Here is a 24,323-nt window from a genome sequence, read left to right as displayed (position 1 = left end):
ACGCGTGGACGGACATACCTGACTCCGGGGTGTCCACGCACCGCGTTTCCACTCTAGGACCGGTCCGGAGCTGCGGCTTCCGGGACGATGTCCACCTCGAACCAGACGGTCTTGCCACCGTGAGAGCCCGGTACGCACCCCCAGTGCGCCGCGAGCCGCTGGACGAGATACAGCCCGTGCCCCGAGGTGCGAGAGGCACTGTGCCGGCCGTGCGGATGAGGAGCCGCTGGGTTGGTGTCGCTGATCTGCACCCACAGTGCCCGATCGGTTGCCGTGAGGTGCAGCGCGGTCGGACCGCCGCCGTGCGTGCAGGCGTTCGTGACCACCTCCGACACCAGCAGCACGGCGTCGTCGGCGGCTTTTCGCCCGGGTTGGCCTGCGGATCCGAACCACTTGAGCAGCGCCCGCTGTGTGAGGGCACGGCAATGGCCGACCACTCCAGGTTCCGCCGGGAGTTCGTAGCGCAACGAGCGGTCGCCGGTCGGCTGCTCCGTGGTCCTGGCCACGCGCTGCGCCTTTCCGGAACAAACCGCATCAAACCATCCCATAGGGGAAGAATGAGTAGAGGACGCACGACCGACGGACCCCGCCGCGCTCGCCGCGGCGCAGGCTCACCGCCACTGTCGAAGGAATCTCATGTCCACCGCCCAGACTTCCGTAACCTCCGCCCACGACGCGGGCGCCGTCATGCGCCGTGAGGCCCTTGCCGGACTGCCCGAGATCACACGGCCGACCGAGGTCTCGACGGATGACGCGCGGTCGCTCTCCGTGGCCCTCTTCCTCCGCCTGCGTGAACTCGAGGAGGGCACGCCCGAGTACTCCTACGTGCGCAACACCCTGGTCGAGCTGAATCTCAGTCTCGTCAGGTTCGCCGCCCGGAGGTTCAGAGACCATGCGGACTCGGCGGAGGACATCATCCAGGTCGGCACGATCGGTCTGATCAAGGCGATCAACCGTTTCGACGCCGACCGCGACGTCGAGTTCTCTGCGTTCGCCCTGCCGACGATCGTCGGCGAGATGAAGCGGTTCTTCCGCGACACGACCTGGGCCGTGCGGGTGCCCCGACGGCTCCAGGAGCTGCGGATCGAGATGGCGAAGTCCGCCGACCGTCTGGAGCAGCGCCTCGGGCACCGGCCCAGCCGCGGCGAACTCGCCGCTCAGCTGCACGTCACCGAGGAGTGCGTGGCCGAGGGCGAACGCGCTGCCAACGGCTATGCCGCCCGCTCCCTCGACGCGCCGGTCGAGGACGACGACGCCGACGCGCTGCGTCTCGTGACGCGCCATCTGGCCACATCGGAGCCGTCGTACGAACTCGTCGAGGACTTCGAGTCGCTGAAGCCGCTGATCGCGCAGCTGGGCGAACGGGATCGCCTCGTGCTGTCCTTGCGCTTCGGCGAGGAGCTCACCCAGGCGGAGATCGGTGAGCGTCTCGGACTGTCGCAGATGCACATCTCGCGTCTGCTCAAGCGGATCCTCGACGAACTCAGAGCGGGCTTGGTCGACGACGAGCCGACCGCGCCCGAAGAGATTCCTGCCCGGGCGGGCGGGTGACCTCCACCCATACGACCTTCCCGCGGGCGCGATCAGGCTTGGCCTCGGATCCCCATGTGCGGGCCAGCCGATCGAAGATCATCAGGCCGTGCCCGCCGGGGAGCGCGGGCGAACGCGGAGCCTGAGCATGCGGATGCTCGGGGCTGGCGTCGGACACCTCGATGCGCAGCCGTTCGCCGCCGTGCCGGAGGACCAGTTCCTCCGGGCCCCCGGCGTGGAGACACGCGTTGGTGACCACCTCCGACACCAGCAGCAGTACATCCTCGACCTGTTCGCGTGCCTCCGGAGTGGCGGCCGGCAACCAGCCCCAGTCGGTCAACGCCGCAGCGGTGAAGTCACGGCAGCGGGTCACCGCCCCGCTGGTGCCACGCAGGACGAGTCGTCTGACCTGCTCGTGGTCGGCGCCTGTCCTCGTCATGGTCCCTCCGTCGGCTCCGACCGCCGCGCGTCACGTGCCTGCCTCGCCGTCCGTGAGTGCCGTCTCGACGTCCTGGAACACCCGGAACACGTTGTGAGCGCCGGTGATCTCGAACATACGGTCCACCGGTGGGCGCAGCCCTGCGAGATCCAGGCGTCCTCCGTGCTGCACCATGCGAAGCCGTGCCTTGAGCAGGACGTTCAGCCCGGTCGAGTCGCAGAACCGGAGGCCGGAGCAGTCGGCGATGATCCGCCGTGCTCCGATTCCCTCTTCCAGGGCCTCCTTCAGGGGCCTCGCCGAGTCGTGGTCCACCTCTCCGGTCATGACCAGTACAACCGTGTCCGTCCGGGCCTCGGGCCGTATCTCCACGACGAGCCGACCGCCCTGGCCTGCGCCCATCGTGTGATGGTTCGTTGCCCGCTCGTCAGCGTCCACGGCAACGCACGCCTCCTCCCTGCACCCGGAAACGGACAGGATGCCCCGTGAAGGGCATATGCCCACATTGCTACCCGATATCCACCTCGCTGTGCGCCCATCAGCCGCACAGCGGCGGCAGGACCTTGGTGCGGTGGGTGGCGTGGGGTCGGCAGGGTCTGCGCGAGTTCGCCAGGCAGCTGCTCGTTGACCCACGGACGGCGTGCGGTGCGGACGGCCTCGCGCCGATCGGTGCCCCAGCACACCTTGCCCCTGCCGGAGACCGGCATGGTGCCGCCGCCCCGCGCCGGAATCGCTCGACCTTGCCGGCCTCGGGCCCCATGGTGATCAGCCCGTCCCCGATGCGCGCGGCGGCCTCGTCCGCCTGTGCGTTCGCGGTGAGGCGCACGGTGCGGGGTACCCGGCAGCCGAGCGCGCGGTGAGCGCCCTACCGGAGTGCGGAAGGGGGCCGACATGGTCAGGAAAGTGCGCGACATCATGACCGATGCCCTGACGACCGTGGACGCGCAGGCGTCCGTGACCTCGGCGGCTCAAGTGATGCGCGACCAAGGCATCGGTCTCGTGCTGGTGACGGACGACGGCGACCTGATGGGGCTGGTCAGCGATCGCGATCTGGTGATAGGCGCGGTCGCGGACGGAGCCGCCCCCCGGCAGACGCCCGTGGCCCGAGCGGTGCGCCGGGATCTGGTCACGGTCCACGCGGACGAAGACATCGAACACGCCGCGAAGACGATGCGTGAGCGGTCGGTTCGACAGGTCGCGGTGATCGACGACGGTGGCCCCGTGGGTCTCGTCTGCCTCGACGACCCGGCCATCGAAGCGACCTCGGGGCCCATCGTGGCACCGACACCTGATGTCGACAGCGGCGCCGGACCCGCCCCATGACAGGTATCGACGACACCGGGAAAGGAGAGTCGACCGATCATGCGCATCGCGTTTCTGACAGCGCCCGAGGGCGTCGAACAGGTGGAGCTCACCCAGCCCTGGCAGGCGGCATTGAAAGCCGGGCACGCGCCGGTGCTGATATCGACCGAGTCCGGTGAGGTCCAGGCCTTCCACCATCTCGACAAGGCGGACAGGTTCACGGTGGACGAGGTCGTCGGTGAGGTGCCCGCGGATTCCTTCGGCGGCCTGGTGCTGCCGGGCGGCGTCGCCAATCCGGACTTCCTGCGGATGAACGGCAAGGCCGTCGCGTTCGTGAAGGAGTTCTTCGAGCTGGGACGCCCGGTCGCCGCGATCTGTCACGCGCCCTGGACCCTCGTCGAGGCGGATGTGGTGCGGGGGCGTGAGCTGACCTCGTGGCTGAGCTTGCGCACGGACATCCGCAACGCGGGCGGCACCTGGGTCGACGAGCAGGTGAAAATCTGCGACCACGGGCCCAACAAGCTGGTCACCAGCCGCAAGCCGGGCGATCTGAAGGCCTTCTGCGCAGCGATTCTGGACGTATTCGCCGAAGAGATGACTGCACGATGAGGCTGCTGCCCGGCATGGGAACCCGGGGTCCAACTGGGGCGGAACAGGACGAGTTCTCTTTCGACTGTGTCGGTGGCCGTCGGTGGCGATCGGCATCGAAGAACGGTCGCTGAGGCTCGCCCCGCGACCTCAGGACCGAACGGCCCGCTCGGACTGCGGGCGCTCGTCGACTCGACCTGCTCTCCGTCCGCTGCCCCGACCGGCCGCCACAAACCGCCGTACGGGATGCCCGACGGCCGGGGAGTCGTCTCCCACGGTGCCGCGAGCACCCCGCCTCGTGGGGGTACTCGGACGGGGGAGCCCGTAGCCCCACCCGGTGACGAGCGCGGGCTTCATACGGAAGGAGCGACGACCATGGGCACGGCGAGGGAAGCGGTCGGGGTCGAAGGCGAGTCCGGTTCGCGGCGCGGCCGGGTCGTTCCCGGGGGGTGACTCGCCGTGGCCGGGACGGGAACCGGGGTCCAGAGCGGCCAGGGGCATGACGCGACGCCCTTCCTCCCGGGCCGGCACGCGGGGCTGCCCGGGCTGCGGAAGGCGGCCGCGCTGTGCCGGGGCTGCCCGCTGTACCGGGAGGCGACCCAGACCGTGTTCGGCGAAGGCGACACGGACGCACGCGTCCTGCTCCTCGGCGAGCAGCCCGGGGACCAGGAGGATCGGCAGGGCAGACCGTTCGTCGGCCCCGCGGGCAAGGTGCTGCGCCGAGCCCTCGCGGACGCGGGCATCGACCCGGAGCAGGTCTACGTCACCAACGCCGTCAAGCACTTCAAGTTCACGGTTTCCGAAGGCCGCAAACGCCGTATCCACAAGGCGCCCACCCTGCGCGAGATGACGGCCTGCCGGCCCTGGCTGGTTGCTGAGCTGCGGGTCGTGTCACCGACCGTGGTCGTCGCGCTCGGCGGCACGGCGGGTAAGGCCCTGCTCGGCCCGGGATTCCGGGTGACCGAGCAGCGTGGCGCCCTGCTGCCCTGGCCCGGCCTCGACGAGCACGGCGAGGCGGACGGCGCCGGCGGGGCCGGCGAGGGGATCAGCGGGCTGGTGGCGACGATCCACCCGTCCGCCGTCCTGCGCGCCGACGACCGCACGGCGGTGTACGACGGCCTCGTCGGAGACTTGCGACTGGTCGCGGACCTCCTCGCGAACGGCGACGGGCGCGCCCGGAGAGGTGAGAGCCGATGACCTTCCCGCATCCTGCTGACCGGGGTGGCGACCGGCGCCGGTGGTTCGAACGGTTCGCGGGGGGCGCGTGGCTGTTCACCAGCTCCCCTCTGTTCTTCCTGCTGTGCCTGGCGCTGGTCGCATGGGTGGTGATCGTCCATGCCGTCGGGATGGGCACGGAGTGGCAGGTGCTCGCCGGGGACTTCATGACGGCCGTGACGCTGCTCCTGCTCGCCCTGCTGAAGAACTCCGAGCTACGGGCCGAGCGCGCCATCCAGCGCAAGCTGGACGCCATCGCCGCGGCCCTGCTCGAAGCGCAGGAGGGCTCGCCGGGCAAGGCGCACGAGGACCTCAGAGCGGCCATCCGTATGGAGGAGGAGATCTGACGAGAGGATCAGCGGGACAGGATGCGCCCACGGCTCCATCCCGCGGCGCAGGAATGCCGAAGCTGCCCGACGCCGAGGGCTTTGGCGTACTGATCCTCGCACCGAGTCGCTCACGCCAGGGTGCGCTGTACGCACTCGGTGACGACGCCCTGAAGGCTGCCCGTGCGTTCCATGAGCACCCGCTGTTCGCGCGCGCCGTTCCCGCGGCTCAGCAGCTCGGAGACGGCCTTTTCGACGCGGGCCGCGTCGCCGCTCTCGATCAGCGCGTCCTCGGTGTGTTCCAGCAATGAGCGCACCACGTCCGCTGCGGGCCGGGGCCGCAGGGTCGTGGGATCGAGGAGATCCTTCGTCAGGCCCGACCGGGCGGCCTGCCAGGCGGCCAGCCGCAGCAGGCTGACGCTGTGGTCGAGCGGTGGCCTGCCCGCCCGCCAGTCGCGCGCGGCGGTCTCCACCAAGGCCCGGATCAGTGTGGCGACGAGCACGGCGGTGTCCGCGCACAGGCACACATCCGCCACCCGGATCTCCACCGTCGGAAAGTGCGCGCTCAGACGGGCGTCGAAGTACGCCATCGCCTCGTCCAGGATGACGCCGGTGGCCACCATGTCCGCCACCCGCTGGTGGTACCGCTCGGCGGACCCGAACAGCTCGGCCGGCCCGGCCGACGGCCAGCGCCCCCAGACCCAGGTGCGGTAGCTGTCGTAGCCGGTGTCGAGGCCCTGCCAGAACGGAGAGTTTGCACTGACCGCGCAGAACACGGGCAGCCAGGGCCGGATCCGGTCGAGAACGGCGACGCCCTCCTCGTCGGACTCCACCGACACATGCACATGACAGCCGCAGGCCATTTGGCCCCGGGTGCCGATCCCGTACCGCTCGGCCATCCACTGGTAGCGGTCGTTCACGGTGATCGACGGGCTGACCGGCAGCGGGGAGGTGGCAAGCGCGGCGACCGCGCATCCGATCTCGCCGGCGTGCCGTGCCGCCTCCTTGCGGCAGCGCACGATCTCGGCGCCGAGGTCCGCCATCTCCGACTGCGGCTGTGTGGCGAACTCCAGCATCTGCCCGAACAGCTCCTTCTCGAAGACGTTCTGTCCGGGGTTGTCCTGGGCGGCACGGGCAAGGACTGCGGCCGACACCGCCCTCGGCTCCCCGCTGTCGGCGTCGACCAGGAGGAGTTCTTCCTCCACTCCCACGGTACGCACCTGACACCGCCCTCCTGTGCCGTTCAGGGCCGTCCGGTGACCGGAGCCGTCGCCTCAGCCCGGGTGTGCGATGCTCACGCCACCTCAAGCTTGCCGCGCCATCGGCCAGCGGGCGAGCCGACGACCGGCGGGGTGTGCTCGGCTGCGCCGGCTCCCGCGTCCGCCATCGCGGTGTCCAGTGCCCGACGGAGGCCGTCGGGCAGTCGATCGGCCCCCGCCCAGTCGACGAGGAGACGGGCGATCGTGGGCAGTCCGAGGCCGGTGCGCCGGGAGACTGCCCCGAGGACTTCGATGCCCTGGTCGGGACAGAGCCCGCCGACGGCCATGACCACGCCGATCGCCTGGTCGATCACGGCGTGTGACACGACGGCCTCTTGCAGCTGGTGGATCTCCCCTCGCAAACAGCAGATCTTGATGTGGAGATCTTCGCAGGTCAGGAGGGCGCCCACTGCGGTGCTTCCCGTGTTGCCCCGATGCGAGCAACCCATCGTCATCACGTCCCGGAACTGGCTCTCCGCCCCGGACCGTCGCCGCCGACGTGCCCGATGACGAGGAGGACGACCCGCGACTACCCAAAGAGCGCGCGTACGTGCATCACGGGCCCGATGCCGAGGGCCGTCGTCGGCGCGTGTTCGCACCGGGCTTCCCCCGGTCGCTGGGGTTGTCGTCGCCCGCCCGTCACGCCCCCTTACGCACCACCCGAGTCACCTCGCGCCCGATCTCCGGTGTGACACGCCCGTCCGGGACGGAAATGCCGAGCGAGGTGGCGAGGCTCGCTCCATGGAGGTCGACCGCCGACTCCATCAGCTGAGCGAGGTTCGTGACGGCCGACCGGCCTCGGACGATGGCCGTGAGGAGCGTTCCCAGTCCCGCCAGCCCGAGGGGCCACCAGACGGCTCCGGCGAGGGTGTAGAGAACTCCCCAACCAGCCAACGCGGCGGACCTGTTGAACGCATCCCGACTCTCGTCCAGTACCGCCCGTGCCTCCTCGGGCAGCACCAACCACAGCCGTGGCCAGCCGTGTTCGAGGTCGAGTCCGTACTCGATCCCGACGCGGATGCTCAGCGCCGCGATGCTGTCACCCATGTACGTCGGCCCCGTCGGCGGCGCCAGCGCGATGCGATTGCGCCGGTGCGCCAGCTGGGCCAGCGTCTCGTCCGACTGCCCTTGGCGGTATGCCTGTTCATAGCGTTCCTGGGTGCGAGCCCAGCGGCGACGACGCCGACCGGTCAGTGCCTCGCCCGTACGTCCGGGCCACCGGCCGAGCCACAGCCAGTGAACAGCCCTTCCCGCGCCCTGCGCCAGCAGCCCCGCCCAGGCCGACAGCAGTACGGCGCCCAGAGTGACGGCGGCGAGCTGGCCACCCGAGGCCCTGCCCTGCTGCATTGCCGCCACGAAGTGCTCGTCGCCGGGCCACGACCCGGAGTGCATCCGCCGACCCACCACAACGGAGGCGACGAAGAGGGCCCCGGGCACGACCAGGAGGGAGACCCACTTGCCGGCCAACTGCTTGGCGAGCTCGTTGAGGAAGGAGTTCACCGAGCGCGCCGCTCAGGCGTCGCCCGCGCCAACGGCTCCTCGAACAGGTGGCATTCGGGCGTCGCCACACCCGGCGCCCGAAGCCAGTCCCGGTCGCACCGCCCTGCCGGACAGACGAACAGTTCGTCGACCGGCACCCCCGGGGCCACCCCGGGCACTCCGAGCACCGACCTGGCGCCGACGGCCGGAATCCCGAACTCCCGCCCCAGTTCGTCGAGTTGCGGCACCACCTCGCCATCCGTACGCATACGGAGCACCAGCTCCGTGACCTCGTCCGCGCGGCCCTGCGCAGCGGCGAGACGGCGCAGGAGAGGGAGGGCCTCACACCATGCCGCGACATCCCCCCGACGTTCCATGCTGCCCCTCGTCCCTCCTGCAGAAGACGCGTCAGCGTCGCTGCATGATGGTACGGGCGCCGCACGCCGAACAGCCACCGCGGGGGAGCGATGGAACAGATGAGGAACTCGCCACTCACCACTGTGCAGGCACGGCTCGGACGTTTCGCGTCCAGCGCCGATCCGCAGGAGGTGCTCGGACCCGAGGCCGACACGGCGGCCAGACGTCTCGCCGAGTCCCTGCACATGTCCTGGAGCGACGAGGCCGCCCACGCCCTGGGCCGGTTCCACTGGTCCCGCTGCCTGGCCCAACAGACGTACGACGGAACGGACTTCCAGCAAGCCCTGGAGCTCTTCCGGCCCCTGTGGGCGCGGCTGCCGGACGCGGTACCGGACGCGATCGGCGCCGTACTGGCGCGGGAGTCCGCCACACCGCAACGGCTCGAAGAAGCGCTGCAGCTCGCCAACGAGGCAGCCGACCGCGCCGCCGCGCACCGAACCACCGGCGACCCGACGCAGTTGAGCGAGGCCGTCGGTCTGCTCCGACGCGGCATCGGCATCCTGCGGGAGATCGCAGCCCTGCCGGAGATGCTGCAGATCAACCTGGTGGAAGTCCTGCTGCAGCGGCATGCGAGAGGCGACGACCCCGACTCGCTGGAAGAGGCCGTCGGGTGGGCCTCGCGCACGATCGACTCCCTCGCGGCGGTCCCCGACGAACAGGCCGTACCGCTGCTCGGTCCGTTGGGGGGAAACCTGCTGAACGCCTACCGCGACGGTGCGGCCGGCCCCACGGGCCGCGATCCGCGGTTGCTCTCCCTGGCCGCGGCGGCATGGGACCGTGTCCAGGACAAGGCCATGGACCAGGAGACACGGGTACAGGTCCGGCTCCGACTGGCCGCGGCTCTCATCGAGGGCCACCTGCACACCCCGTCCGCCGAGTGGGTCCGGCAGGCCGGCGCCTACATCGAGCGCGTGCCCGACGCATACGATCCGGCCGACCCCCGCTCGCGTCGCGTCCTCGACGCCCTGACCTCCGTCGTGCCGCTGCACGTCGCGCAGGGCGAGCCCACCCTGCTTCGCGCACGAGCCCTCGTGCTGCGCCGGCTCGTCGTGCACCCGGGGATGAGCGACGGTCAGCGGCGCGAGTACCAGGCGGACCTCGGTATGTGTCTGCGGATGACGCACGCCGCCACGGGCGAGGTCGCCTCGCTGGACGAGGCGGTGGAGGTCCTGGAGGCTGCGCTGTCCGGTTCGGACGGGCCGGGGCCTGACGCCGTGAGCCGGATGGTCAGTCTCGCCAATGCCCTCAAGTCGCGTGCGCACGACGGGCGGAGAGAGGACACCGACGCCAGGGTCGGTGAAGGCGTGCGGCACGACATCGCGGCGGCCGAGCAGTGGGCGCGCCGTGCCCATCAGGCGGCACCGGAGGACGCCGGAACGCTGTCCTGTCTCGGCAATGTGCTGCGGGTGAAGGCGCTCCTGCTGCGCGACGTCGAGGCCATGCGAGAGTCGGCACGCCTGAACCATGCGGCCGCACGAGCGTTGGACCCGGCCGATCCGGCCTACGTGGCGCAGTTGATGAACGCCGGGCTGTCCCACCAGGAGTCGGCCACAGCCACCAGCACCCTCTCCGACGCCGACAACGCGGTGACCGTGCTACGGACGGCGGCCGAGCACTTGAATGCGCGACACCCTCAACAGGTTCCCGTGTGCGTCGAGTTGGGCCACTCGCTGACTCTTCGGGGCGAACTGGGCAAGGATCCGCAGGCCGTGGCGGAGGGCAGACGTGTCCTCCAGTCGGTCGTCGCCGAACTCCCCGCCGACCATGCCGAGGCGCGCCGCGCCAAGTCCAACCTCATCGACTCCTACCGCGTGGAATTCCAACTCACCCGGGAGGAAGCGGCGCTGGACGAGTCCCTCAGGCTGGCCCGAAGCTACCTGGAAGACCCCACGCTGGACGAGGACGAGCGCGGGCTGCTCCTCGGCAGATGTGCGGGTGCCCTCAGCACCGCCTACTACAGCACGCAGGACAGAAGGCTCCTCGACGAGCTCGTTCCCGTCTGCCGCGCCGCCGTACGGTTCGCCCGGGAGAAGTCCTTCGAGCGGGCCCGGTCCCTGCTGGAGTTGGGGGTCTCCCTGGTCTCGCTCTACGAGGTCTCACGGGACAGCTCGGCGCTGCTGGAGGCCATCGACGTACTCGAAGAGGCCGCGTCGGGGCCCGAGGCCTGGCGTACGACGCCGGAGGCCATGGCGAGGCTGGCGGAAGCGAGGCTGCACCACACCCGGCAGTTCGCCCCCTTCATGGACATGGCCCGCAGGGCCCGAGAGAGCAGTCCCCGCATCTTCACGGACCTCTTCGCCCAGCCCTTCGCCGCGTACGAGCACGAACTCGACGCGATCGTCGACCTCTGCCGGAAGTCCCTGGCACTGCGGACACAAGGCAGCTCAGAACGGTCCGTTTCACTGTCCTACCTGGCCGTGGTGCTACTGGGCCGAGCGCGGGACCGTAGGTCGGCACAAGACGCCCGCGAAGCCGCCGAACTGCTGCGTGAGGCGATCCGGACGGGTCCTGCCGACCACCCGCACCGGTCCCTCTGGGGCACCAACCTGGCCAACGCTCTGCTCGACGTCCACCGGTACGACGCTGATGCGCCGCTGCTGGACGAGGCCGAAGCCGTGACGCGCGAAGCCAAGGCCGCCACGAGCCCGGACGACGTACGGCACGTGCGAGCGCTGCTGGTGCTGTCCCACGTCCTGGCGCGACGCGACGGCGAGACGGGCCACTCGGCGCCGGACGTGCTCGAACTGAGAAGCCAGGTCTACCGATCCCCGCACTTCTCTCTTCCAGATCGCATCGAGGCCGCCAAGTCGGCCGGTGACCTGGCCGCCGGTGTCGGCGACTGGCACGGCGCGGCCACACACTACGAAGCCGCGGTGGACCTCTTGCCGCTTCTGGTCGGGCACCGCCTCGCACGCTCCGACCGCGAGCTGCTGCTCGCCGACGAGTTCCTGCTCGCCTCCCAGGCCGCGGCCTGCGCCCTGCAGCTGGGCGATCCCGAGGAGGCACTGGATCTGCTCGAACGCGGGCGGGGCATCCTGCTCGGACAGCTCACCGAGACTCGTCGCGACCTGACGGACCTCCGTCGCCAAGCACCGGAACTGGCCGATGAGTTCAGTCGGCTCAGCGAGGCCATGACGTCCCTCGGCGCGAGCACCGACCGTGCCTCCACCCACGCGCCCGGTCCCACCAGGGACGAGCACCGGCTGACGGTCCGCTCCTGGGAGCGGATGCGCGACACGATCCGTGGCCTGCCCGGCTTCGAGACCTTTCTCCGGCCTGGAGTACCTGACCTCGGCGCACTGACCGAGGCCGGCCCGGTGGTGGTCGTCAACCTCGCGACCCTGCGCAGCGACGCGATCGTCCTCGCCGAGGGCACGGCGAAGTGTGTGCCGTTGCCCCGGGCCGACCTGAGGTCCGCGGCGGACCGGTTCATGGCCTTCAGCTCGGCGGTCCACGCGCTGCACGACCCGCACGAGCCTGCGGAACACCGCTGGGAGGCAGGCACCGTCGTCCTCGACACACTCGCCTGGCTGTGGGAGGCGATCGCCGGACCAGTCGTCCGCCACTTGGGTCTCGAAAGCGGCGGTGACCACCTTCCACAGCTGTGGTGGTGCCCAACCGGCATCCTGAGCTTCCTGCCCCTGCACGCGGCCGGGCGGTACACCGGCGGTGCCCCACAGGGAATCGCCGACTACGTCATGTCGTCGTACACGACAACACTCAACGCACTGCGCCCGAAGACCGCCGAGCACGACAGCCCCAGCCGCTCCCGCCTCGTCCATGATCCGCACCTGCTGGTGGTCGCCACCCCGGAAGCGCCCGGAGCGGCACCCCTGCGGCACGCGGCCGCGGACGCGCAGGCGCTCGCCGAGCTGTTTCCCCGGACCACCGTCCTGACCGGTGATGCCGCTACGAAGCAGGCCGTACTCCGCGAGCTCACGCAGCACTCCTGGGCCCACTTCGCCTGCCACACGCAGGCCGACATTCTCGGCAGGTCCGCCAACGAGCTCGCACTGCAGGACGGTTCACTGTCGCTACCGGACATCACGGCGCTCTCCCTCGACGCCGAGCTGGTCTTCCTCGCCTCGTGCGGATCCGCTGCCGGCGCCTACCACCTCGCCGACGAAGCCCAGCATGTCGCCTCGTCGTTCCAGCTGGCAGGCTTCACCCATGTGATCGCCACCCTGTGGGAGGTCGCCGACGGCGACGCCACCGAGTTCACCACGACCCTGTACGGCCTCCTGGCCGAGGGCGTCCCGCCGGCCGAGGCGATACACCGAGTGACCCGCGACCTGCGCGAGCGCTATCCGCGCAGCCCATGGCTGTGGGCCCCTTATGTGCACATGGGGCCCTGACCGGGCGAGAAGCTCATGCGCAGAGGGGCCCCTGGCCGGGCGGGACGACAGTCGGACGAACCGTCCGGCCGGAGTCAGTCGGTTTCCCGTTCCAGGACACGGCGGGCGGCCTCGGCTTCCGCGGCCGGCGGCGAGAGTTCGTCGAGGGTGTCGAGCTCGTCGTCCGACTCGAGCTCCCGTTCCCAGGCCGCCGCGAGCTGCTCCTGCGCTTCTCGCGGTTTGGCGCCGACGGCCTCCCGGTGCTCCGGGTCCAGGGCCGCCAGGAATCGTTCGACCGAGTCCGTCGGCATACCGTGCTCCTTGTCGCCGGGAAGGGGGTGCACACCCCGCCCAGCATGGCCAACAGGGCTCATCCCGGCCGCCCGACACGGCCTGGGGCCACCCTGATGGCCCCGCTGTACCGGATTGGGCAATCCGCACGAGTAACGACGAAACGGACTGGGCGGCCGAGTTCGCGGCTGCGTTCCACCGCGAACTCACCTACCACGGCGCTCACCCACGTCCTGATCGACGTTCCAGTCGAACGGCAGGCTCTCGTCGCAGAAGACGCAGGCGAAGTCGTCCTCACGCACGATGTTGACCTGCTGGCACGACACGCAGCGACGGAACACGACCCCGTGGGTGAACCCGCCGGAGTGAGCGAGCCCCGCTCGGTCCAAGGCATCCGCAAGGACCGACCATGAGCCGATGTCCGGGCAGTATCCGGTCGACTGGTTGCTGACCTCGTCGACCACCCACCGCCCGGACTCCTCGCGGAAGCTCATCTCACCAGCGCTCAGCACTGTCCCTCCGCCCGCGCAGACCACATGCTCGCTGCGGCGCGGCGCCAGTCGCAGTACGCCCTCGGCATCGACCACGAAGGTGAACGGCTCAGCCAACTCCGCAGCGCCGCGAGCCGACACCCACAGGGCGAAGTCCGCTGCCGCGCGGATGCTCGCACCCTCCCCGCCCGGCCGGACGAGACCCTTCAGATCGCTGGGCCCGACATAGCGGTATTCCCGTCCCGGCACTTCCATGCCGGCCAACCTAGACCGACACCGCGACCGGGACAGGGGAGTTTTCCCGCTGATGGGCTTCACGATCCGAACGTCGACGGCGCGTCGGCGTCCCGGGCGGCGCCCCAGGTGCCGAGGCGGGCGAGCTGTGATTTCCTGTTGCTGCTCGCGCGGCGTCAGGGGGCTGCATGCTCACCGAGAGGCCACCATGTCGCACCACCTCAGCGGACCCGATCTGCGTTCGCCCAAGGACGACGCCCGCCTGGACCTGACAGATGTGTTCGTGTTCGCCGCGGCGGAGAGCGGGCGCACCGTCCTGGTCATGAACGTGAATCCGTTCGCGCCGACCCAGGGTGATGCGTTCCACCCGGACGCCGTGTACCGGATCAACGTCGACACCGACGGAGACAACGTCGCCGACCTGGCCTACAGCTTCGTCTTCTCGGCGCCCTCGGAGGGCCGGCAGACGGTCACCGTCCACCGGGCGGTCGGCGCCGGCGCCCGGAATCACGTGCCTGACGGTCAGGCCGTGATGTCGGATGCCGAGGTCGCTTTCGGTGCGGAGCCCAACATTGTGGAGAGCGGTGGCTACCGCTTCTCCGCCGGATTGCGCAGTGATCCCTTCTTCGCCGACCTGGACGGCATCGTCGACAACTTCCGCTGGACCGGCAACGACTTCGGAATCGACAAGAACGTCTTCGGGATCGTGCTGGAGGTCCCCGACGACGAACTCGGCGGCGGGCCGATCGGCGTGTGGGCACGGGTCAGTCTGCGGCAGAACGGCCGGCTCGTCTCCGTCGACCGAGGGGCCCACCCCTCCCTGACCGCGTACTTCAACGCCGAGGAAGCCAAGGAGAAGTACAACGAGGGCGAGCCCGCCGACGACTGGGACACCTACCTGGAGCCGTGGAGTGCCGTCCTCGCCCATACCGGCGGCTACAGCGCGGAGGAGGCCGAGAGGACGCTGCGTACCGTCCTGCCGGACGTGCTCCGCTACGACCGCAGCAAGCCGGTCGCCTATCCCAACGGCCGCAAGCTCACCGACGACGTCACCTCCGCGCGGCTGGCCATGGTCTCCGGCGGCAAGATCACGGACGACCACATCGGCCCGCACACCGACCTGCTGTCCGAGTTTCCCTACCTCGGCCGCCCGCACCCGGTCTCCTGACCACCGCGGTGGGGGAGAGATACGTCCAAGCGGGCTCAACTCCCTTGCGGGACAGGTGAAGCGGGTTCGCGCAGCGCGCGTTCGGCAGCGCTCGGAGCCGTCAGAGCGAGCCGGCGGTGGATGCGGCGCAGCATCATGCGGGCCATGAAGGGGTGGACGCGTTTGACCGCCGCCCAGTACAGCCTGCCGCGCCAGTTGTGGATCCGCACGACCGTACTGAGCGTGACCTGACGGTCGTCGACGTGGATCGACGCGCGGAAGTCGAGATGTCCGGCGTCCTCGCCCAGGAGCACTTCACCGCCCTCGCGGCCCACCACCGGGAAGGAGGCGCCGCGCAGGACATCCCGCCAGGGCTCGGGGTCCCGCGGCATGCCGGGACGCATCGTCATGCGCCAGGCATCGGTGTAGTCGGTCTGCTCGAACGCGGCACGGACCAGGCGGGCGTCGCTCGGGAGCGGGCCGCCGGTTGCCTTTTCCCACGTCAGCCGGTGGAGCAGCCGGACCCACGGCGACCAGCGGACGGGGCTGGGCACCGTCCCGGTGACGGACCGCTCGATGTTGTCGAAGAGCTGTTCGATCACCGTGTCGTGCATCCAGCGCACCGCCAGGGCCCAGCCCAGCACCATCGGGCCACGGCGCTGCAGCTCCAGGGTGTGCCGCACGCGGCAGCGGTCCTGCCCCGTCGGCTCGATGACGAACTCATGGTGGCCGCTCATGGGCGGGTTGAAGTCGAAGCGGGCGCGGCGGCCGGGCTCGTACGCGGAGACCCGGTAGCGGACGAAGCCGTGGCCACCGTCCGCACCGACGCCCAGGGGGCGGTCGAAGCGCATCGGGGGCCAGGCCGGCGCGGGCCAGACCGGGTCGTGGGGCGAGGAAAGCCGCTCAAGGAGGGTCCCGACCGTCTGGGCGGGCGCCTCGATGGTGCGCTCATGGACATTGCGGATCGTGCGGAACCTGCGCATAACGCGCCTCCATACGCTGCCGTATGTTGTCGACCATACGGTAGCGTATGGACATGGTGCAGCGGCATGCGGAGGGGCCCCGTGGGGGCGGGCGGAAGCGACTGACGGTGCAGGACTGGGCTGACGCGGCCCTTTCCGCGATGGGCGAAGGCGGTCTCGCGGCGGTCGCCGTCGAGCCGCTCGCCGCGCGCCTCGGCACCACCAAGGGCAGCTTCTACTGGCACTTCGCCAACCGTGAGGCGCTGATCGAGGCCGCGCTCGACCGCTGGGAGCAGAAGTCCACCGAGAGCGTCATCGCCGGGCTGCAGTCCGAGCCGGATCCGGCCGCACGGCTGCGCAGGCTCTTCGCGGAGGCGTCCGAACTCGCCGCCGAAGACCCGCTGGAGGTCTCGCTGCCGGCCTCGGCCGGGCATCCGCGAGTCGCCGCCGTACTGCGCCGGGTGACGGAGCGTCGGGTGGGCTACCTGGCCGAGCTCTTCATGGAGTTGGGCTTCCCCCCGGACGATGCCCGCCGCCGCGCACTGCTGGCGTACACCGGCTACCTCGGCCACACGCAGCTGGCGCACGCGGTGCCGGAGACGCTTCCTGCCGGTGAGGAGGGCGAGCGCTACGTGGCCTCGGTGCTCGACACGCTGATGACGGCTGCTCCGGAGTCCTGAAGCGTGTCGTAGGGATCAGGCGCCGGTGACGACCCGCATGAAGACGACCGGTTCGGTGCCGTCGTTGCGGTAGGCGTACTGCTGGTCGCTGGCGATGACGGCACTCTGCCCGGGTGCCAGCACGTGGGGTCCGCTCTCCGGCGTCAGGGTCAGGCGGCCGGCAAGGACATGGTGGATCTCCTGTGCGCCGGGCCGGTCGGGTTCGGCGTCGTAGTGGCCCCCGGGGGCCAGGGTCCAGCGCCACAGTTCGGCCCGTGGGTCCTGTGTCGCCGCGAGGAGCAGCGCGTGGCTGCCGTCGGCGTCCTGCCACACGAGCGTTCCCTCGACCTGCTCGTCCGCCGTGTCACGCTCCGGCAGGGCCAGGGCGGCGAAGTCGGTGTCCAGGGCGCGTGCGACGCGGTCGACGGTGGCTAGGCTCGGGTTGGCCTGACCCAGCTCGACATCCGTGAGCATCCTCCGGCTGAGCCCGCCGGCCTCGGCCAGCTGCTGCACGCTCCAGCCACGCTGTTTGCGCAGTGCCCGGATACGCCCGCCGATACGGGCGACGAACTCCTGCGTGGCGCTGCTGCCGGCGTCGACCTCGCTGCTCATGGTGAGCACTATAGTGCACAAAAAGCTTGCTCGAATCGCGGAGTGAGCAATATATTGCTCATCATGCGAGTGATCACCACTCCCCATGTCTCCGAGCGGGCCGTGCTGGCCGCGCTGCGCGAGGCATTCGGGGATCTTTCCCACAGTGAGGTGGCCGGACCCGGCCAGTTCGCCGTCGACCTGCCCGGCGGCGGTGACGTCATCCACTACCCGGCCGTGTTGCCCGGCGCAGGGGTCTACGCGATCAAGGTCTCCCCGTACCTGCCGCGAACGGCCGGCCCTGCCGTGGTCACCGCCTGGACGATGCTGATGAGCCTGTCCTCCGGGCAGCCGGTCGCGCTGCTCGACGCCTCGGCTCTGACCGTGGAGCGCACCGCGGCCACGACCGTGCTCGCCGCCGACCACCTGCTTCCGCCGGACGCCCGCTCCGCCGCCGTCATCGGGTACGGCCGCGTCGGCCGCGAGCACGCCCGCTACCTGCGCCATGTCCGTCCCGGCATGACTGTTCGCACGTACTCACCGCCGCGGCCCGAGCATGTGGACGACGGCGTCGAGGCCGTCGCCGGCAGCCGGGAGGCCCTGGCGGGCGCGGACCTGGTGATGCTGTGCACCTCGGCGGCCGACGACGTGGTCGACCCCCGCACCCTGGCCCCGGGCGTCGTCGTCACCTCGATCTCGACCAACGCTCCCGGAGCGCGCGAGATCCCGGCCGCGGCGGTGGCGGAGCTCGAGGTGTACGTGGACGCGCGCACCACCCTCGACGTGGCCACCGAGCTGGTGCAGGCCGCCGCATCCGGCTGGGACCCCGCCGCGGTGCGCGGTGACCTGGCCGACCTGGTCGCCGACAAGGCCCTACTTCCCAGTGGGCAGCGCCCGGTGTACTTCCGGTCCGTGGGACTGGGCATCGAGGACGCGGCTGTTGCCTGGGCCGCCTACGAGCACGACAACGAGACCACCGAGGGACGGTCCTGATGAAGATCCGCGAGTTCGAAGTCGAGCGCTGGATGAACGACTACGAGGAGACGTGCCGGTACAACCTGGCCGAGACCTGCGTCCGTTCGCTCACCACCGGCGAGCTGCTGGCACTGTCCGGCCGGCGTGAGGACATACTGGCCGAGCTGGACGCCACCCCGCTCACCTACGGGCCGATCCCGGGCAGCCCGCGCCTGCGCGGCCTGGTCGCCGGCCTGTACGCGGCCCAGGGCCCGGACAACGTGCTGATCACCCACGGGGCGATCGGCGCCAACGCCCTTGTGCACGCCACCCTCGTCGAGCCGGGCGACCACGTCGTGGCCGTGGTCCCCACCTACCAGCAGCACTACTCCATCCCGGACGGCTACGGCGCCCGCGTCGACCACCTGCCGCTGCGCGAGGAGACCGGCTGGCTGCCCGATCTCGACGAACTCGATCGTCTGGTCACCGCCGACACCAAGCTCATCGCCGTCAACAACCCGAACAACCCGACCGGCGCCCTCATCGACGAGGCAGGCCTGACCCGCATCGCCGGCATCGCCGACCGCGCCGGGGCGTGGGTGCTGTGCGACGAGGTCTACCGGGGCGTGGACCAGACCGGCGACGGATTCACCGTCTCGATCGCCGACCTGTACGAACGCGGTATCTCCACCGGCAGCATGTCCAAGCCCTACTCCCTGGCCGGCCTGCGCCTCGGCTGGATCGTCGGCCCCACCGGACTGCTCGCCGACGTCGCCACACACCGGGACTACACCACGATCAGCGTCGGACGCGTCGACGACCTGCTCGCCTGCGTAGCCCTGGAGAACAAGGACGCGATCCTGGCCCGCTCCCACCGGATCACCCGTACCAACCTCGCCGTCCTGGACGAGTGGATCACCAGCCGCGACGACATCAGCTACGTCCGGCCCGCCTCGGGCACCACGGCGCTCCTGCGCTACGAGGCCCCGATCGGCTCCTACGACTTCTGCACCCGCCTGCTGGAGCGGACCGGCGTCATGTTCACCCCAGGAGCCGCCTTCGGCATCGAACGCACCGTGCGCATCGGCTTCGCCGACGACACCCAGACCCTGCGCACCGGCTTGCACCTGGTCGGCCGGTTCCTGGACCAACTCGCCCAGGAATAACCGCTCCCGCTCCGAGGTGCGACCGATGCCAGGCCTGGTGATCGTGAGCCTCGCGGCTCTCGTGGCGATGCCTGGGGTGCTGCCGTTGGGGCTCGGTCAGTGGGCTGTCCTTCCGCCCATATGAGCAAGCGCTTAGTAATATGGCGTCGGACAGAACGCGCGACATGAAGGGACCGATATGCCGACGTCGCAAGCCGAGGCCTTCTACGAGCGGGAGGCCCACGCCCGGTTCCTCCCCACCGCGTACACCCGGGGGCCCTGGGACGCCGACTCCCAGCACGCCGGTCCGCCGGCCGCACTGCTCGGTCTGGCCGTCGAACAACGACCGGATGGCCGGCCGGACATGCGGGTCGCCCGTCTCACGTACGAGATCACGCGGCCTGTCCCGATACGGCCGCTGACCGTGACCACGCGGGTGCTGCGCTCCGGGCGCAGCGTCGAGCTCGTGGAGGTCGGTCTCACACCCGACGGCGGCCAGGAAGTGATGCGGGCGACGGCCTTGCTGATGAAGACGACGCCGGACTCGGTACCGGAGGTGTCGCCGGGCCGGCGGGTGCCCGGGCCTGAGGCCGTACCCACGAAGGCGTTCTTCCCGGTCCCCTGGGACCAGGGCTATCACACCGCCATGGAAGTGCGCTTCGCCGCCGGTTCGTTCCTCGAGTCCGGCCCGGCCACGGCGTGGATGCGCATGCGGGTCCCCCTGGTCGCGGGCGAGGAGATCACCCCGCTCAGCCGGGTGCTGACGGCAGCCGACTCGGGCAACGGCGTCAGCTCCGAGCTGGACTTCCGTCGATACGTCTTCATCAACGCGGACCTCACCGTCAGCCTGCACCGTCACCCCGAGGGCGAGTGGGTCTGCCTGGACGCGCGGACGATGGTGGACGGCGCGGGCATCGGCCTCGCCGAGTCCGCCCTGCACGACGAGAAGGGCCCGATCGGCCGCAGCACCCAGACCCTGTACGTGGCCGCGCGCGGCTGAGGCACCCGTACTCGGAGGCGCTGTCCAGGACCCGGGCCCGTCCAGCGGCTCCACGGAGTCCCTCGGTAGGCGTGCGCTCGGTCTCAACGCGGTATGGAGCTTCTGGATCGCGTACATCCTCACCCGGCCGCTCGGCGCGTCGATCGGCGACTACCTCTCCCAGCCGACCGGAGACGGCGGTCTGGGCCTGGGCACCGTGAACACCAGCGCGTCGTTCCTGACGATCGTCCTCGGTCTGGTCGTGTACCTCGGCGTGACCCGTAAGGACGTCACCGAGCCGCAGCAGGACGCCCGATACGCGGCCTGACCTGCAACTCGTCCGCGTTCGGGATGCGTTCAGGATGCGTTCAGGATGCGTTCAGGATCTCTGTGCCACGGTCGTTGATCAAGGCCGCCGCCGGCGGCCGACTGATCTCACAGGGCGCTCGTCCCGATTTCTGGGGCGAGCGCCCTGTCGTTAGACCGAACAGGAGAAGCTCAGTTGGATACGAGCGAGGTCCTCACCGATCTCGACGTGGCGAGCACGTCGAGCACGACCAAGTCGGTGATGAAGAAACTGCCTGAAGTCACGCTGGCCTTCTGGATCATGAAGACCGCAGCGACGACCTTGGGTGAGACGGCGGGCGACCTCTTCGCGCAGACCCTGAAGCTGGGCTACTTCCTCACCACGATCGCACTGTTCGTGATCTTCGTGGTGACTCTGGTGATCCAGCTGCGTTCCAGCCGCTACAACCCGTTCTTCTACTGGACCGTGATCCTGTCGACCAGCATGGCCGGCACCACGATGTCCGACTTCATGAACCGCGACGCCAGCACCAAGTTCCTCTCGAACGGCGCGACCAAGCTGGGCTGGGGCCCGCAGGGCCTCGGACTGGGCTACCCCACCGGAGCGGCGATCCTGATCTCGATCCTCCTGGCGATCTTCCTCGCCTGGAAGCTGACCGGGATGACCTTCCAGATCCGCGACATCGTCACCTTCAAGGGCGAGGCCCTGTTCTGGTCGGCGATCCTCGTGTCGAACACGCTCGGCACCTCGATGGGCGATTTCCTGTCCGACAGCTCCGGCCTCGGTTACGCGGGTGGCGCGCTGCTCGTGACCGGGCTGCTCGCCGTACTCCTGGCGCTGATGAAGGTGCCGGCCGTGTCGAACGTCCTGCTGTTCTGGATCGCCTTCGTCCTCACCCGCCCGCTGGGCGCCACCGCGGGCGACTTCCTCACCAAGCCGGTCGCCAAGGGCGGCCTCAACCTCGGTACGGCGGGCTCGTCCGCCGTCCTGCTCATCGTGCTGTTCGGCCTGATGGCGTACGCCCAGGTGCAGGAGCGCCGGAGCGCTGTCGTGGCGGCGGGCGCGGAGCGGGAGCCGGTCACCCCGCAGGGAGACTGACCGTGAATCTCGCCCCGGGCGCGTGTCCGGGGTCGTAGGAGACATCCCCGCCGACGGCGCGGGCCAGGCGTCGTGCGAGCGGCAGCCCGAGGCCCGCGCCGTCGTGCCCGTCGTCGGTGTCGGCGCGTCGGCCGGGCTGGAACAGCTCGTCCACGAAGGTCTCAGGCACACCGGGACCGTCGTCGACCACATCGATCCGCACGGAACCGGGCAGGCGGCGCGCGGACACGGTCACGCTGGAGCGGGCGTAGCGGACGGCGTTGGCGATCAGAGGGCTGAGGATCCGTTCGAGGAGAGCGGGTGCGACCCCCGCCTCCACCACCTGGACGCCTGTTTCCACCGTGGCTTTCAATCGATCCGGTGGGTCGACGTGCTGGAGCATGCGGTCCAGGACGGGCCCGACGTCCGTCGTGGCGGGGGCTGTCGCCGGGTTCAGCGCGTTCTCGCGGGCGTCGTCGAGGAGCGTGTCGCAGATCGTGCGCATGGACTGCGCGGCCTCGGCGATCACCTCATGGGTGGCGCGGGTCTGGGCGTCCGTGCGCGGACGGGTCCGCCACCAGTCGAGTTCCATGATGATGCGGGTGAGCGGCGTGCGCAGTTCGTGGGACAGCTCTCCCGTCAGCTGCTGTTCGTGGCGCAGTACGGTGCGTATGCGATCAAGAAGCGCGTCCAACGAGCCACCCAGACGGGCGAGTTCGGCCGGGTGATCGTCCGTGCCGAAGCGGTCGTCGGAGCCCACGGCGCTCCACTGCGTGGCCTGGTCGGTCATCGTCCGCACCGGGCGCAGTGCCCGGCCGACGGACAGGCGCGTGAGTGCGTACGTACATCCGAGCATCACGGCGTCCAGGACGAGCGACCCCAGCAGCACGGTCTCGGCCGAGCTGCGATACGGAGCCAGGTCGAGCGCGGTGACGACAGTGGCTGCGGCGTTGCGGGCGTGGACCGGCTGGGAGCACATCCGGACGGGCCGGCGACCGTCCACCGTCTCGCACACATGCTTCGCCTCTGCGGCCAGCCGGCCGGCGGCCCGGGTCAGCGGGCTCCCGGCGGTGGCCGACGGCGGCTTCTCCAGGAGACGGCTGCCGGCGTAGATCCACACGTTCGCGTCGAGAAGCCGGTCGTTGACGGTTTCCAGGACGTGCACCCGTGGTCCGCTGGTGTCGACGGTCGTGGTCACCGCTGCCGCCCTGGTGCGCAGTTCGTCGTCGGCCTGGTGTTGCAGGTGCTCGTCCATCACGGCGTTGAACGCCACGGTCAGGACCGTCATCAGCAGGGCGGTGGTGGCCAGCGCGAGGAGGGAGAGCCGTCCTCGCAGGGTGCGTGGAACCAAGCGGCGAAAACAGCGGAAGACACGGTTCATGACAGGCGGTGCCCGACCCCGCGCGCCGTGTCGATCGTCAGTCGGCTGCTCGCCTCGCGCAGTTTGCGGCGCAACCGGCTCAGGTACTGGTCCAAGGTGTTGTCGCTGACCTGCGCGCCTTCGGGCCAGCCGGCCCGCACCAGGTCACGCCGGCGCACGAGGCTCCCGTCCGCGCCGACGAGCGTGGCCAGCAACCGGAACTCCGTGGGGGAGAGGTCGACGCGCGTACCGTGCACGATCGCACTGTGATCCACCGCGTCCAGGACCAGATCACCGGTTGTGGCGGAGGACCGCGGGGCGGCCCGTCTGACCCCGGCACGCAGCCTGGCGGCGAGCTCGGCGAGATGGAAGGGCTTGGGCAGGTAGTCGTCGCCTCCGGCGGAGAAGCCGGACAGGCGGTCGGTGAGCTGGTGCCGGGCGGTCAGGAAGATCACAGGAGCGAGGAAGCCGTTGGCACGCATCGCCTGGCACACGTCACGCCCGTCCGAGTCGGGGAGGCCGACATCCAGTACGGCCGCCGCGATGTCGGCCGTCGCCAACCGCAGGGCGGTGGCGCCGTCGGCGGCGAGAACCGGCTCGAACTCCTCTTCCTGCAGGCCTCGCCGCAGCACGTCCCGCAGGGCGTGATCGTCCTCAACAACCAGGATCTTGGGTCGCATGATCCTCCGTCGGCGCTCCGGCCGAGCTCGTACGTGCGATGAAGGAAGGGCTCGGGCAGCCACCGGTCCCTAGCCCCCGGACACACCGTCGGCCGGCCCGTCGGCGGCGCTGCGTGGCCGGGTGCAACGAAGAGATCATGCAGGACGAGCCCTTTCCGAGCGGCCCAGCGGGCGTGAGCATGCAGATGGCAGCGGATGACTACAGGAGAGTAGACGGTCTACGTAACTGTAGACGAACCTCGGTCGAGGAAGGTTCCCGAGTGACGGGTGCCACCCGAAGGTCATCCGAGGTCGCACGGTCGGCCGACTCCCGCGCGTCGGTCAGGGATGCCGACGAGCACGCGGCCACGCACACCGGAGTCGGCCCACTCGTGCCTCGGCGATGTCCTTCAGTGGACAGCGATCGGCGACTTCGCTGGTGAGGGCGCCGACGGCGGTCTCGCCCTGTACCTCGCCCAGACCCTCGGGTCGTCCCGACGCCACGCGAGGTTCCTCATCCGGACAGCAAGGTCATGCGAAAGGGGGACTCCAGCCCGGCCGTCCGTCAGGGGGCGCGGTGC

General features: G+C 70.2%; 25 protein-coding genes and 1 pseudogene. 13 read left to right on the top strand and 13 right to left on the bottom strand.

Going from position 1 to position 24,323, the window contains the following annotated elements:
- Positions 1–53: 53 nt before the first annotated feature.
- Entirely contained in the window at positions 54–506 is a 453-nt protein-coding gene (locus ACIRVH_RS26320; RefSeq protein ID WP_403957528.1) for an ATP-binding protein, read from the bottom strand.
- 130 nt (positions 507–636) lie between these two features.
- Between ACIRVH_RS26320 and ACIRVH_RS26315 the strand changes: the two genes are divergently transcribed.
- Positions 637–1,551 carry a SigB/SigF/SigG family RNA polymerase sigma factor gene (locus ACIRVH_RS26315; protein WP_403957525.1) on the top strand — a complete coding sequence of 305 codons (915 nt, stop codon included), beginning with the start codon at positions 637–639 and terminating at the stop codon, positions 1,549–1,551.
- On the opposite strand, the gene ACIRVH_RS26310 is transcribed toward ACIRVH_RS26315, so the two are convergent.
- Positions 1,484–1,969: an ATP-binding protein gene (locus tag ACIRVH_RS26310; protein WP_403957522.1), complete on the bottom strand. Its 486-nt coding sequence runs from the start codon at positions 1,967–1,969 to the stop codon at positions 1,484–1,486. The two genes, ACIRVH_RS26315 and ACIRVH_RS26310, sit on opposite strands and share 68 nt — an antisense overlap.
- Positions 1,970–1,999: 30 nt before the next feature.
- Positions 2,000–2,368 (bottom strand): STAS domain-containing protein, encoded by a 369-nt coding sequence (locus ACIRVH_RS26305; protein WP_403957519.1) that lies wholly within the window; start codon positions 2,366–2,368, stop codon positions 2,000–2,002.
- Positions 2,369–2,857: 489 nt separating this feature from the next.
- Between ACIRVH_RS26305 and ACIRVH_RS26300 the strand changes: the two genes are divergently transcribed.
- The 4 genes from ACIRVH_RS26300 (at position 2,858) to ACIRVH_RS26285 (ending at position 5,418) form a co-directional block, all read left to right on the top strand.
- Positions 2,858–3,289: a CBS domain-containing protein gene (locus ACIRVH_RS26300; protein WP_403957516.1), complete on the top strand. Its 432-nt coding sequence runs from the start codon at positions 2,858–2,860 to the stop codon at positions 3,287–3,289.
- Positions 3,290–3,328: 39 nt separating this feature from the next.
- Positions 3,329–3,877: a type 1 glutamine amidotransferase domain-containing protein gene (locus tag ACIRVH_RS26295; protein WP_403957514.1), complete on the top strand. Its 549-nt coding sequence runs from the start codon at positions 3,329–3,331 to the stop codon at positions 3,875–3,877.
- 438 nt (positions 3,878–4,315) lie between these two features.
- Positions 4,316–5,053, top strand: coding sequence for a UdgX family uracil-DNA binding protein (locus tag ACIRVH_RS26290; protein ID WP_403957511.1), 738 nt, complete (start codon positions 4,316–4,318; stop codon positions 5,051–5,053).
- The gene (locus ACIRVH_RS26285; protein ID WP_403957508.1) at positions 5,050–5,418 is read left to right on the top strand and encodes a low affinity iron permease family protein; all 369 of its coding nucleotides are present in this window, start codon (positions 5,050–5,052) and stop codon (positions 5,416–5,418) included. The genes ACIRVH_RS26290 and ACIRVH_RS26285 overlap by 4 nt, the downstream gene beginning before the upstream one ends.
- 110 nt (positions 5,419–5,528) lie before the next feature.
- Here ACIRVH_RS26285 and ACIRVH_RS26280 read toward each other — a convergent pair whose 3' ends face one another.
- The 4 genes from ACIRVH_RS26280 to ACIRVH_RS26265 all read right to left on the bottom strand — a co-directional run bounded on the left by ACIRVH_RS26280 (position 5,529) and on the right by ACIRVH_RS26265 (position 8,512).
- On the bottom strand, positions 5,529–6,617 hold the full coding sequence (locus ACIRVH_RS26280) for a glutamate--cysteine ligase (protein ID WP_403957505.1): 1,089 nt from the start codon (positions 6,615–6,617) through the stop codon (positions 5,529–5,531).
- 74 nt (positions 6,618–6,691) lie between these two features.
- Complete coding sequence (locus ACIRVH_RS26275; RefSeq protein ID WP_403957502.1) at positions 6,692–7,105, bottom strand: ANTAR domain-containing protein; 414 nt, start codon at positions 7,103–7,105, stop codon at positions 6,692–6,694.
- 190 nt (positions 7,106–7,295) lie between these two features.
- Positions 7,296–8,156 (bottom strand): hypothetical protein, encoded by an 861-nt coding sequence (locus ACIRVH_RS26270; protein ID WP_403957499.1) that lies wholly within the window; start codon positions 8,154–8,156, stop codon positions 7,296–7,298.
- A complete protein-coding gene (locus tag ACIRVH_RS26265; protein ID WP_403957496.1) occupies positions 8,153–8,512 on the bottom strand; it encodes a hypothetical protein in 360 nt (119 codons plus the stop codon). Before ACIRVH_RS26265 ends, ACIRVH_RS26270 begins: the two co-directional genes overlap by 4 nt.
- 99 nt (positions 8,513–8,611) lie before the next feature.
- Here ACIRVH_RS26265 and ACIRVH_RS26260 point away from each other — a divergent pair, with 99 nt between their 5' ends.
- Complete coding sequence (locus tag ACIRVH_RS26260; protein WP_403957493.1) at positions 8,612–12,907, top strand: CHAT domain-containing protein; 4,296 nt, start codon at positions 8,612–8,614, stop codon at positions 12,905–12,907.
- A gap of 74 nt (positions 12,908–12,981) precedes the next feature.
- Here the strand turns inward: ACIRVH_RS26260 and ACIRVH_RS26255 are convergent, their stop codons facing one another.
- Both ACIRVH_RS26255 and ACIRVH_RS26250 read right to left on the bottom strand, forming a co-directional pair.
- Positions 12,982–13,197, bottom strand: a complete 216-nt coding sequence (locus tag ACIRVH_RS26255; RefSeq protein WP_403957490.1) for a hypothetical protein — start codon at positions 13,195–13,197, stop codon at positions 12,982–12,984.
- A 186-nt stretch (positions 13,198–13,383) separates the two neighbouring features.
- Positions 13,384–13,923 carry a hypothetical protein gene (locus tag ACIRVH_RS26250; RefSeq protein WP_403957999.1) on the bottom strand — a complete coding sequence of 180 codons (540 nt, stop codon included), beginning with the start codon at positions 13,921–13,923 and terminating at the stop codon, positions 13,384–13,386.
- A 187-nt stretch (positions 13,924–14,110) separates the two neighbouring features.
- Here ACIRVH_RS26250 and ACIRVH_RS26245 point away from each other — a divergent pair, with 187 nt between their 5' ends.
- Positions 14,111–15,070, top strand: coding sequence for a DUF4331 family protein (locus tag ACIRVH_RS26245; protein WP_403957489.1), 960 nt, complete (start codon positions 14,111–14,113; stop codon positions 15,068–15,070).
- A 35-nt stretch (positions 15,071–15,105) separates the two neighbouring features.
- Here the strand turns inward: ACIRVH_RS26245 and ACIRVH_RS26240 are convergent, their stop codons facing one another.
- Positions 15,106–16,032: a DUF2867 domain-containing protein gene (locus tag ACIRVH_RS26240; RefSeq protein WP_403957486.1), complete on the bottom strand. Its 927-nt coding sequence runs from the start codon at positions 16,030–16,032 to the stop codon at positions 15,106–15,108.
- Positions 16,033–16,085: 53 nt separating this feature from the next.
- On the opposite strand from ACIRVH_RS26240, the gene ACIRVH_RS26235 reads away from it, so the two are divergent.
- Positions 16,086–16,691 carry a TetR/AcrR family transcriptional regulator gene (locus ACIRVH_RS26235; RefSeq protein ID WP_403957483.1) on the top strand — a complete coding sequence of 202 codons (606 nt, stop codon included), beginning with the start codon at positions 16,086–16,088 and terminating at the stop codon, positions 16,689–16,691.
- A gap of 15 nt (positions 16,692–16,706) precedes the next feature.
- Here the strand turns inward: ACIRVH_RS26235 and ACIRVH_RS26230 are convergent, their stop codons facing one another.
- Positions 16,707–17,282, bottom strand: a complete 576-nt coding sequence (locus ACIRVH_RS26230; RefSeq protein ID WP_403957480.1) for a helix-turn-helix domain-containing protein — start codon at positions 17,280–17,282, stop codon at positions 16,707–16,709.
- A 63-nt stretch (positions 17,283–17,345) separates the two neighbouring features.
- Between ACIRVH_RS26230 and ACIRVH_RS26225 the strand changes: the two genes are divergently transcribed.
- The 5 genes and pseudogenes from ACIRVH_RS26225 (at position 17,346) to ACIRVH_RS26205 (ending at position 21,744) form a co-directional block, all read left to right on the top strand.
- Positions 17,346–18,254 (top strand): ornithine cyclodeaminase family protein, encoded by a 909-nt coding sequence (locus tag ACIRVH_RS26225; protein WP_403957477.1) that lies wholly within the window; start codon positions 17,346–17,348, stop codon positions 18,252–18,254.
- On the top strand, positions 18,254–19,381 hold the full coding sequence (locus ACIRVH_RS26220; RefSeq protein ID WP_403957474.1) for an aminotransferase: 1,128 nt from the start codon (positions 18,254–18,256) through the stop codon (positions 19,379–19,381). The genes ACIRVH_RS26225 and ACIRVH_RS26220 overlap by 1 nt, the downstream gene beginning before the upstream one ends.
- 178 nt (positions 19,382–19,559) lie before the next feature.
- Positions 19,560–20,360, top strand: a complete 801-nt coding sequence (locus tag ACIRVH_RS26215; RefSeq protein ID WP_403957471.1) for a thioesterase family protein — start codon at positions 19,560–19,562, stop codon at positions 20,358–20,360.
- Positions 20,361–20,430: 70 nt separating this feature from the next.
- Positions 20,431–20,667: pseudogene (locus tag ACIRVH_RS26210) on the top strand (hypothetical protein); the annotation flags it as partial.
- A gap of 174 nt (positions 20,668–20,841) precedes the next feature.
- Entirely contained in the window at positions 20,842–21,744 is a 903-nt protein-coding gene (locus ACIRVH_RS26205) for a hypothetical protein (protein ID WP_403957468.1), read from the top strand.
- On the opposite strand, the gene ACIRVH_RS26200 is transcribed toward ACIRVH_RS26205, so the two are convergent.
- Together ACIRVH_RS26200 and ACIRVH_RS26195 are read right to left on the bottom strand one after the other, a co-directional pair.
- Positions 21,725–23,104: a sensor histidine kinase gene (locus ACIRVH_RS26200; RefSeq protein ID WP_403957465.1), complete on the bottom strand. Its 1,380-nt coding sequence runs from the start codon at positions 23,102–23,104 to the stop codon at positions 21,725–21,727. The genes ACIRVH_RS26205 and ACIRVH_RS26200 overlap by 20 nt on opposite strands.
- Entirely contained in the window at positions 23,101–23,763 is a 663-nt protein-coding gene (locus ACIRVH_RS26195; protein WP_403957462.1) for a response regulator transcription factor, read from the bottom strand. The genes ACIRVH_RS26200 and ACIRVH_RS26195 overlap by 4 nt, the downstream gene beginning before the upstream one ends.
- Positions 23,764–24,323: the final 560 nt, after the last annotated feature.

Source organism: Streptomyces sp. NPDC101165, assembly GCF_044768135.1.
In the GTDB taxonomy this organism is placed as follows: Bacteria; Actinomycetota; Actinomycetes; order Streptomycetales; family Streptomycetaceae; genus Streptomyces.
This window is presented reverse-complemented; position numbering and strand designations above follow the sequence as displayed.

What these genes read in the sequence shown, in the direction of transcription:
- ACIRVH_RS26285 (WP_403957508.1), top strand. Translation starts at nt 5,050, where the DNA reads ATGACCTTCCCGCATCCTGCTGACCGGGGTGGCGACCGGCGCCGGTGG.
- ACIRVH_RS26230 (WP_403957480.1), bottom strand. Translation starts at nt 17,282, where the DNA reads ATGAGCAGCGAGGTCGACGCCGGCAGCAGCGCCACGCAGGAGTTCGTC.
- ACIRVH_RS26295 (WP_403957514.1), top strand. Translation starts at nt 3,329, where the DNA reads ATGCGCATCGCGTTTCTGACAGCGCCCGAGGGCGTCGAACAGGTGGAG.
- ACIRVH_RS26300 (WP_403957516.1), top strand. Translation starts at nt 2,858, where the DNA reads ATGGTCAGGAAAGTGCGCGACATCATGACCGATGCCCTGACGACCGTG.
- ACIRVH_RS26225 (WP_403957477.1), top strand. Translation starts at nt 17,346, where the DNA reads ATGCGAGTGATCACCACTCCCCATGTCTCCGAGCGGGCCGTGCTGGCC.
- ACIRVH_RS26215 (WP_403957471.1), top strand. Translation starts at nt 19,560, where the DNA reads ATGCCGACGTCGCAAGCCGAGGCCTTCTACGAGCGGGAGGCCCACGCC.
- ACIRVH_RS26260 (WP_403957493.1), top strand. Translation starts at nt 8,612, where the DNA reads ATGAGGAACTCGCCACTCACCACTGTGCAGGCACGGCTCGGACGTTTC.
- ACIRVH_RS26250 (WP_403957999.1), bottom strand. Translation starts at nt 13,923, where the DNA reads ATGGAAGTGCCGGGACGGGAATACCGCTATGTCGGGCCCAGCGATCTG.
- ACIRVH_RS26195 (WP_403957462.1), bottom strand. Translation starts at nt 23,763, where the DNA reads ATGCGACCCAAGATCCTGGTTGTTGAGGACGATCACGCCCTGCGGGAC.
- ACIRVH_RS26305 (WP_403957519.1), bottom strand. Translation starts at nt 2,368, where the DNA reads ATGGGCGCAGGCCAGGGCGGTCGGCTCGTCGTGGAGATACGGCCCGAG.
- ACIRVH_RS26245 (WP_403957489.1), top strand. Translation starts at nt 14,111, where the DNA reads ATGTCGCACCACCTCAGCGGACCCGATCTGCGTTCGCCCAAGGACGAC.
- ACIRVH_RS26275 (WP_403957502.1), bottom strand. Translation starts at nt 7,105, where the DNA reads ATGGGTTGCTCGCATCGGGGCAACACGGGAAGCACCGCAGTGGGCGCC.
- ACIRVH_RS26240 (WP_403957486.1), bottom strand. Translation starts at nt 16,032, where the DNA reads ATGCGCAGGTTCCGCACGATCCGCAATGTCCATGAGCGCACCATCGAG.
- ACIRVH_RS26310 (WP_403957522.1), bottom strand. Translation starts at nt 1,969, where the DNA reads ATGACGAGGACAGGCGCCGACCACGAGCAGGTCAGACGACTCGTCCTG.
- ACIRVH_RS26265 (WP_403957496.1), bottom strand. Translation starts at nt 8,512, where the DNA reads ATGGAACGTCGGGGGGATGTCGCGGCATGGTGTGAGGCCCTCCCTCTC.
- ACIRVH_RS26315 (WP_403957525.1), top strand. Translation starts at nt 637, where the DNA reads ATGTCCACCGCCCAGACTTCCGTAACCTCCGCCCACGACGCGGGCGCC.
- ACIRVH_RS26200 (WP_403957465.1), bottom strand. Translation starts at nt 23,104, where the DNA reads ATGAACCGTGTCTTCCGCTGTTTTCGCCGCTTGGTTCCACGCACCCTG.
- ACIRVH_RS26255 (WP_403957490.1), bottom strand. Translation starts at nt 13,197, where the DNA reads ATGCCGACGGACTCGGTCGAACGATTCCTGGCGGCCCTGGACCCGGAG.
- ACIRVH_RS26220 (WP_403957474.1), top strand. Translation starts at nt 18,254, where the DNA reads ATGAAGATCCGCGAGTTCGAAGTCGAGCGCTGGATGAACGACTACGAG.
- ACIRVH_RS26235 (WP_403957483.1), top strand. Translation starts at nt 16,086, where the DNA reads ATGGTGCAGCGGCATGCGGAGGGGCCCCGTGGGGGCGGGCGGAAGCGA.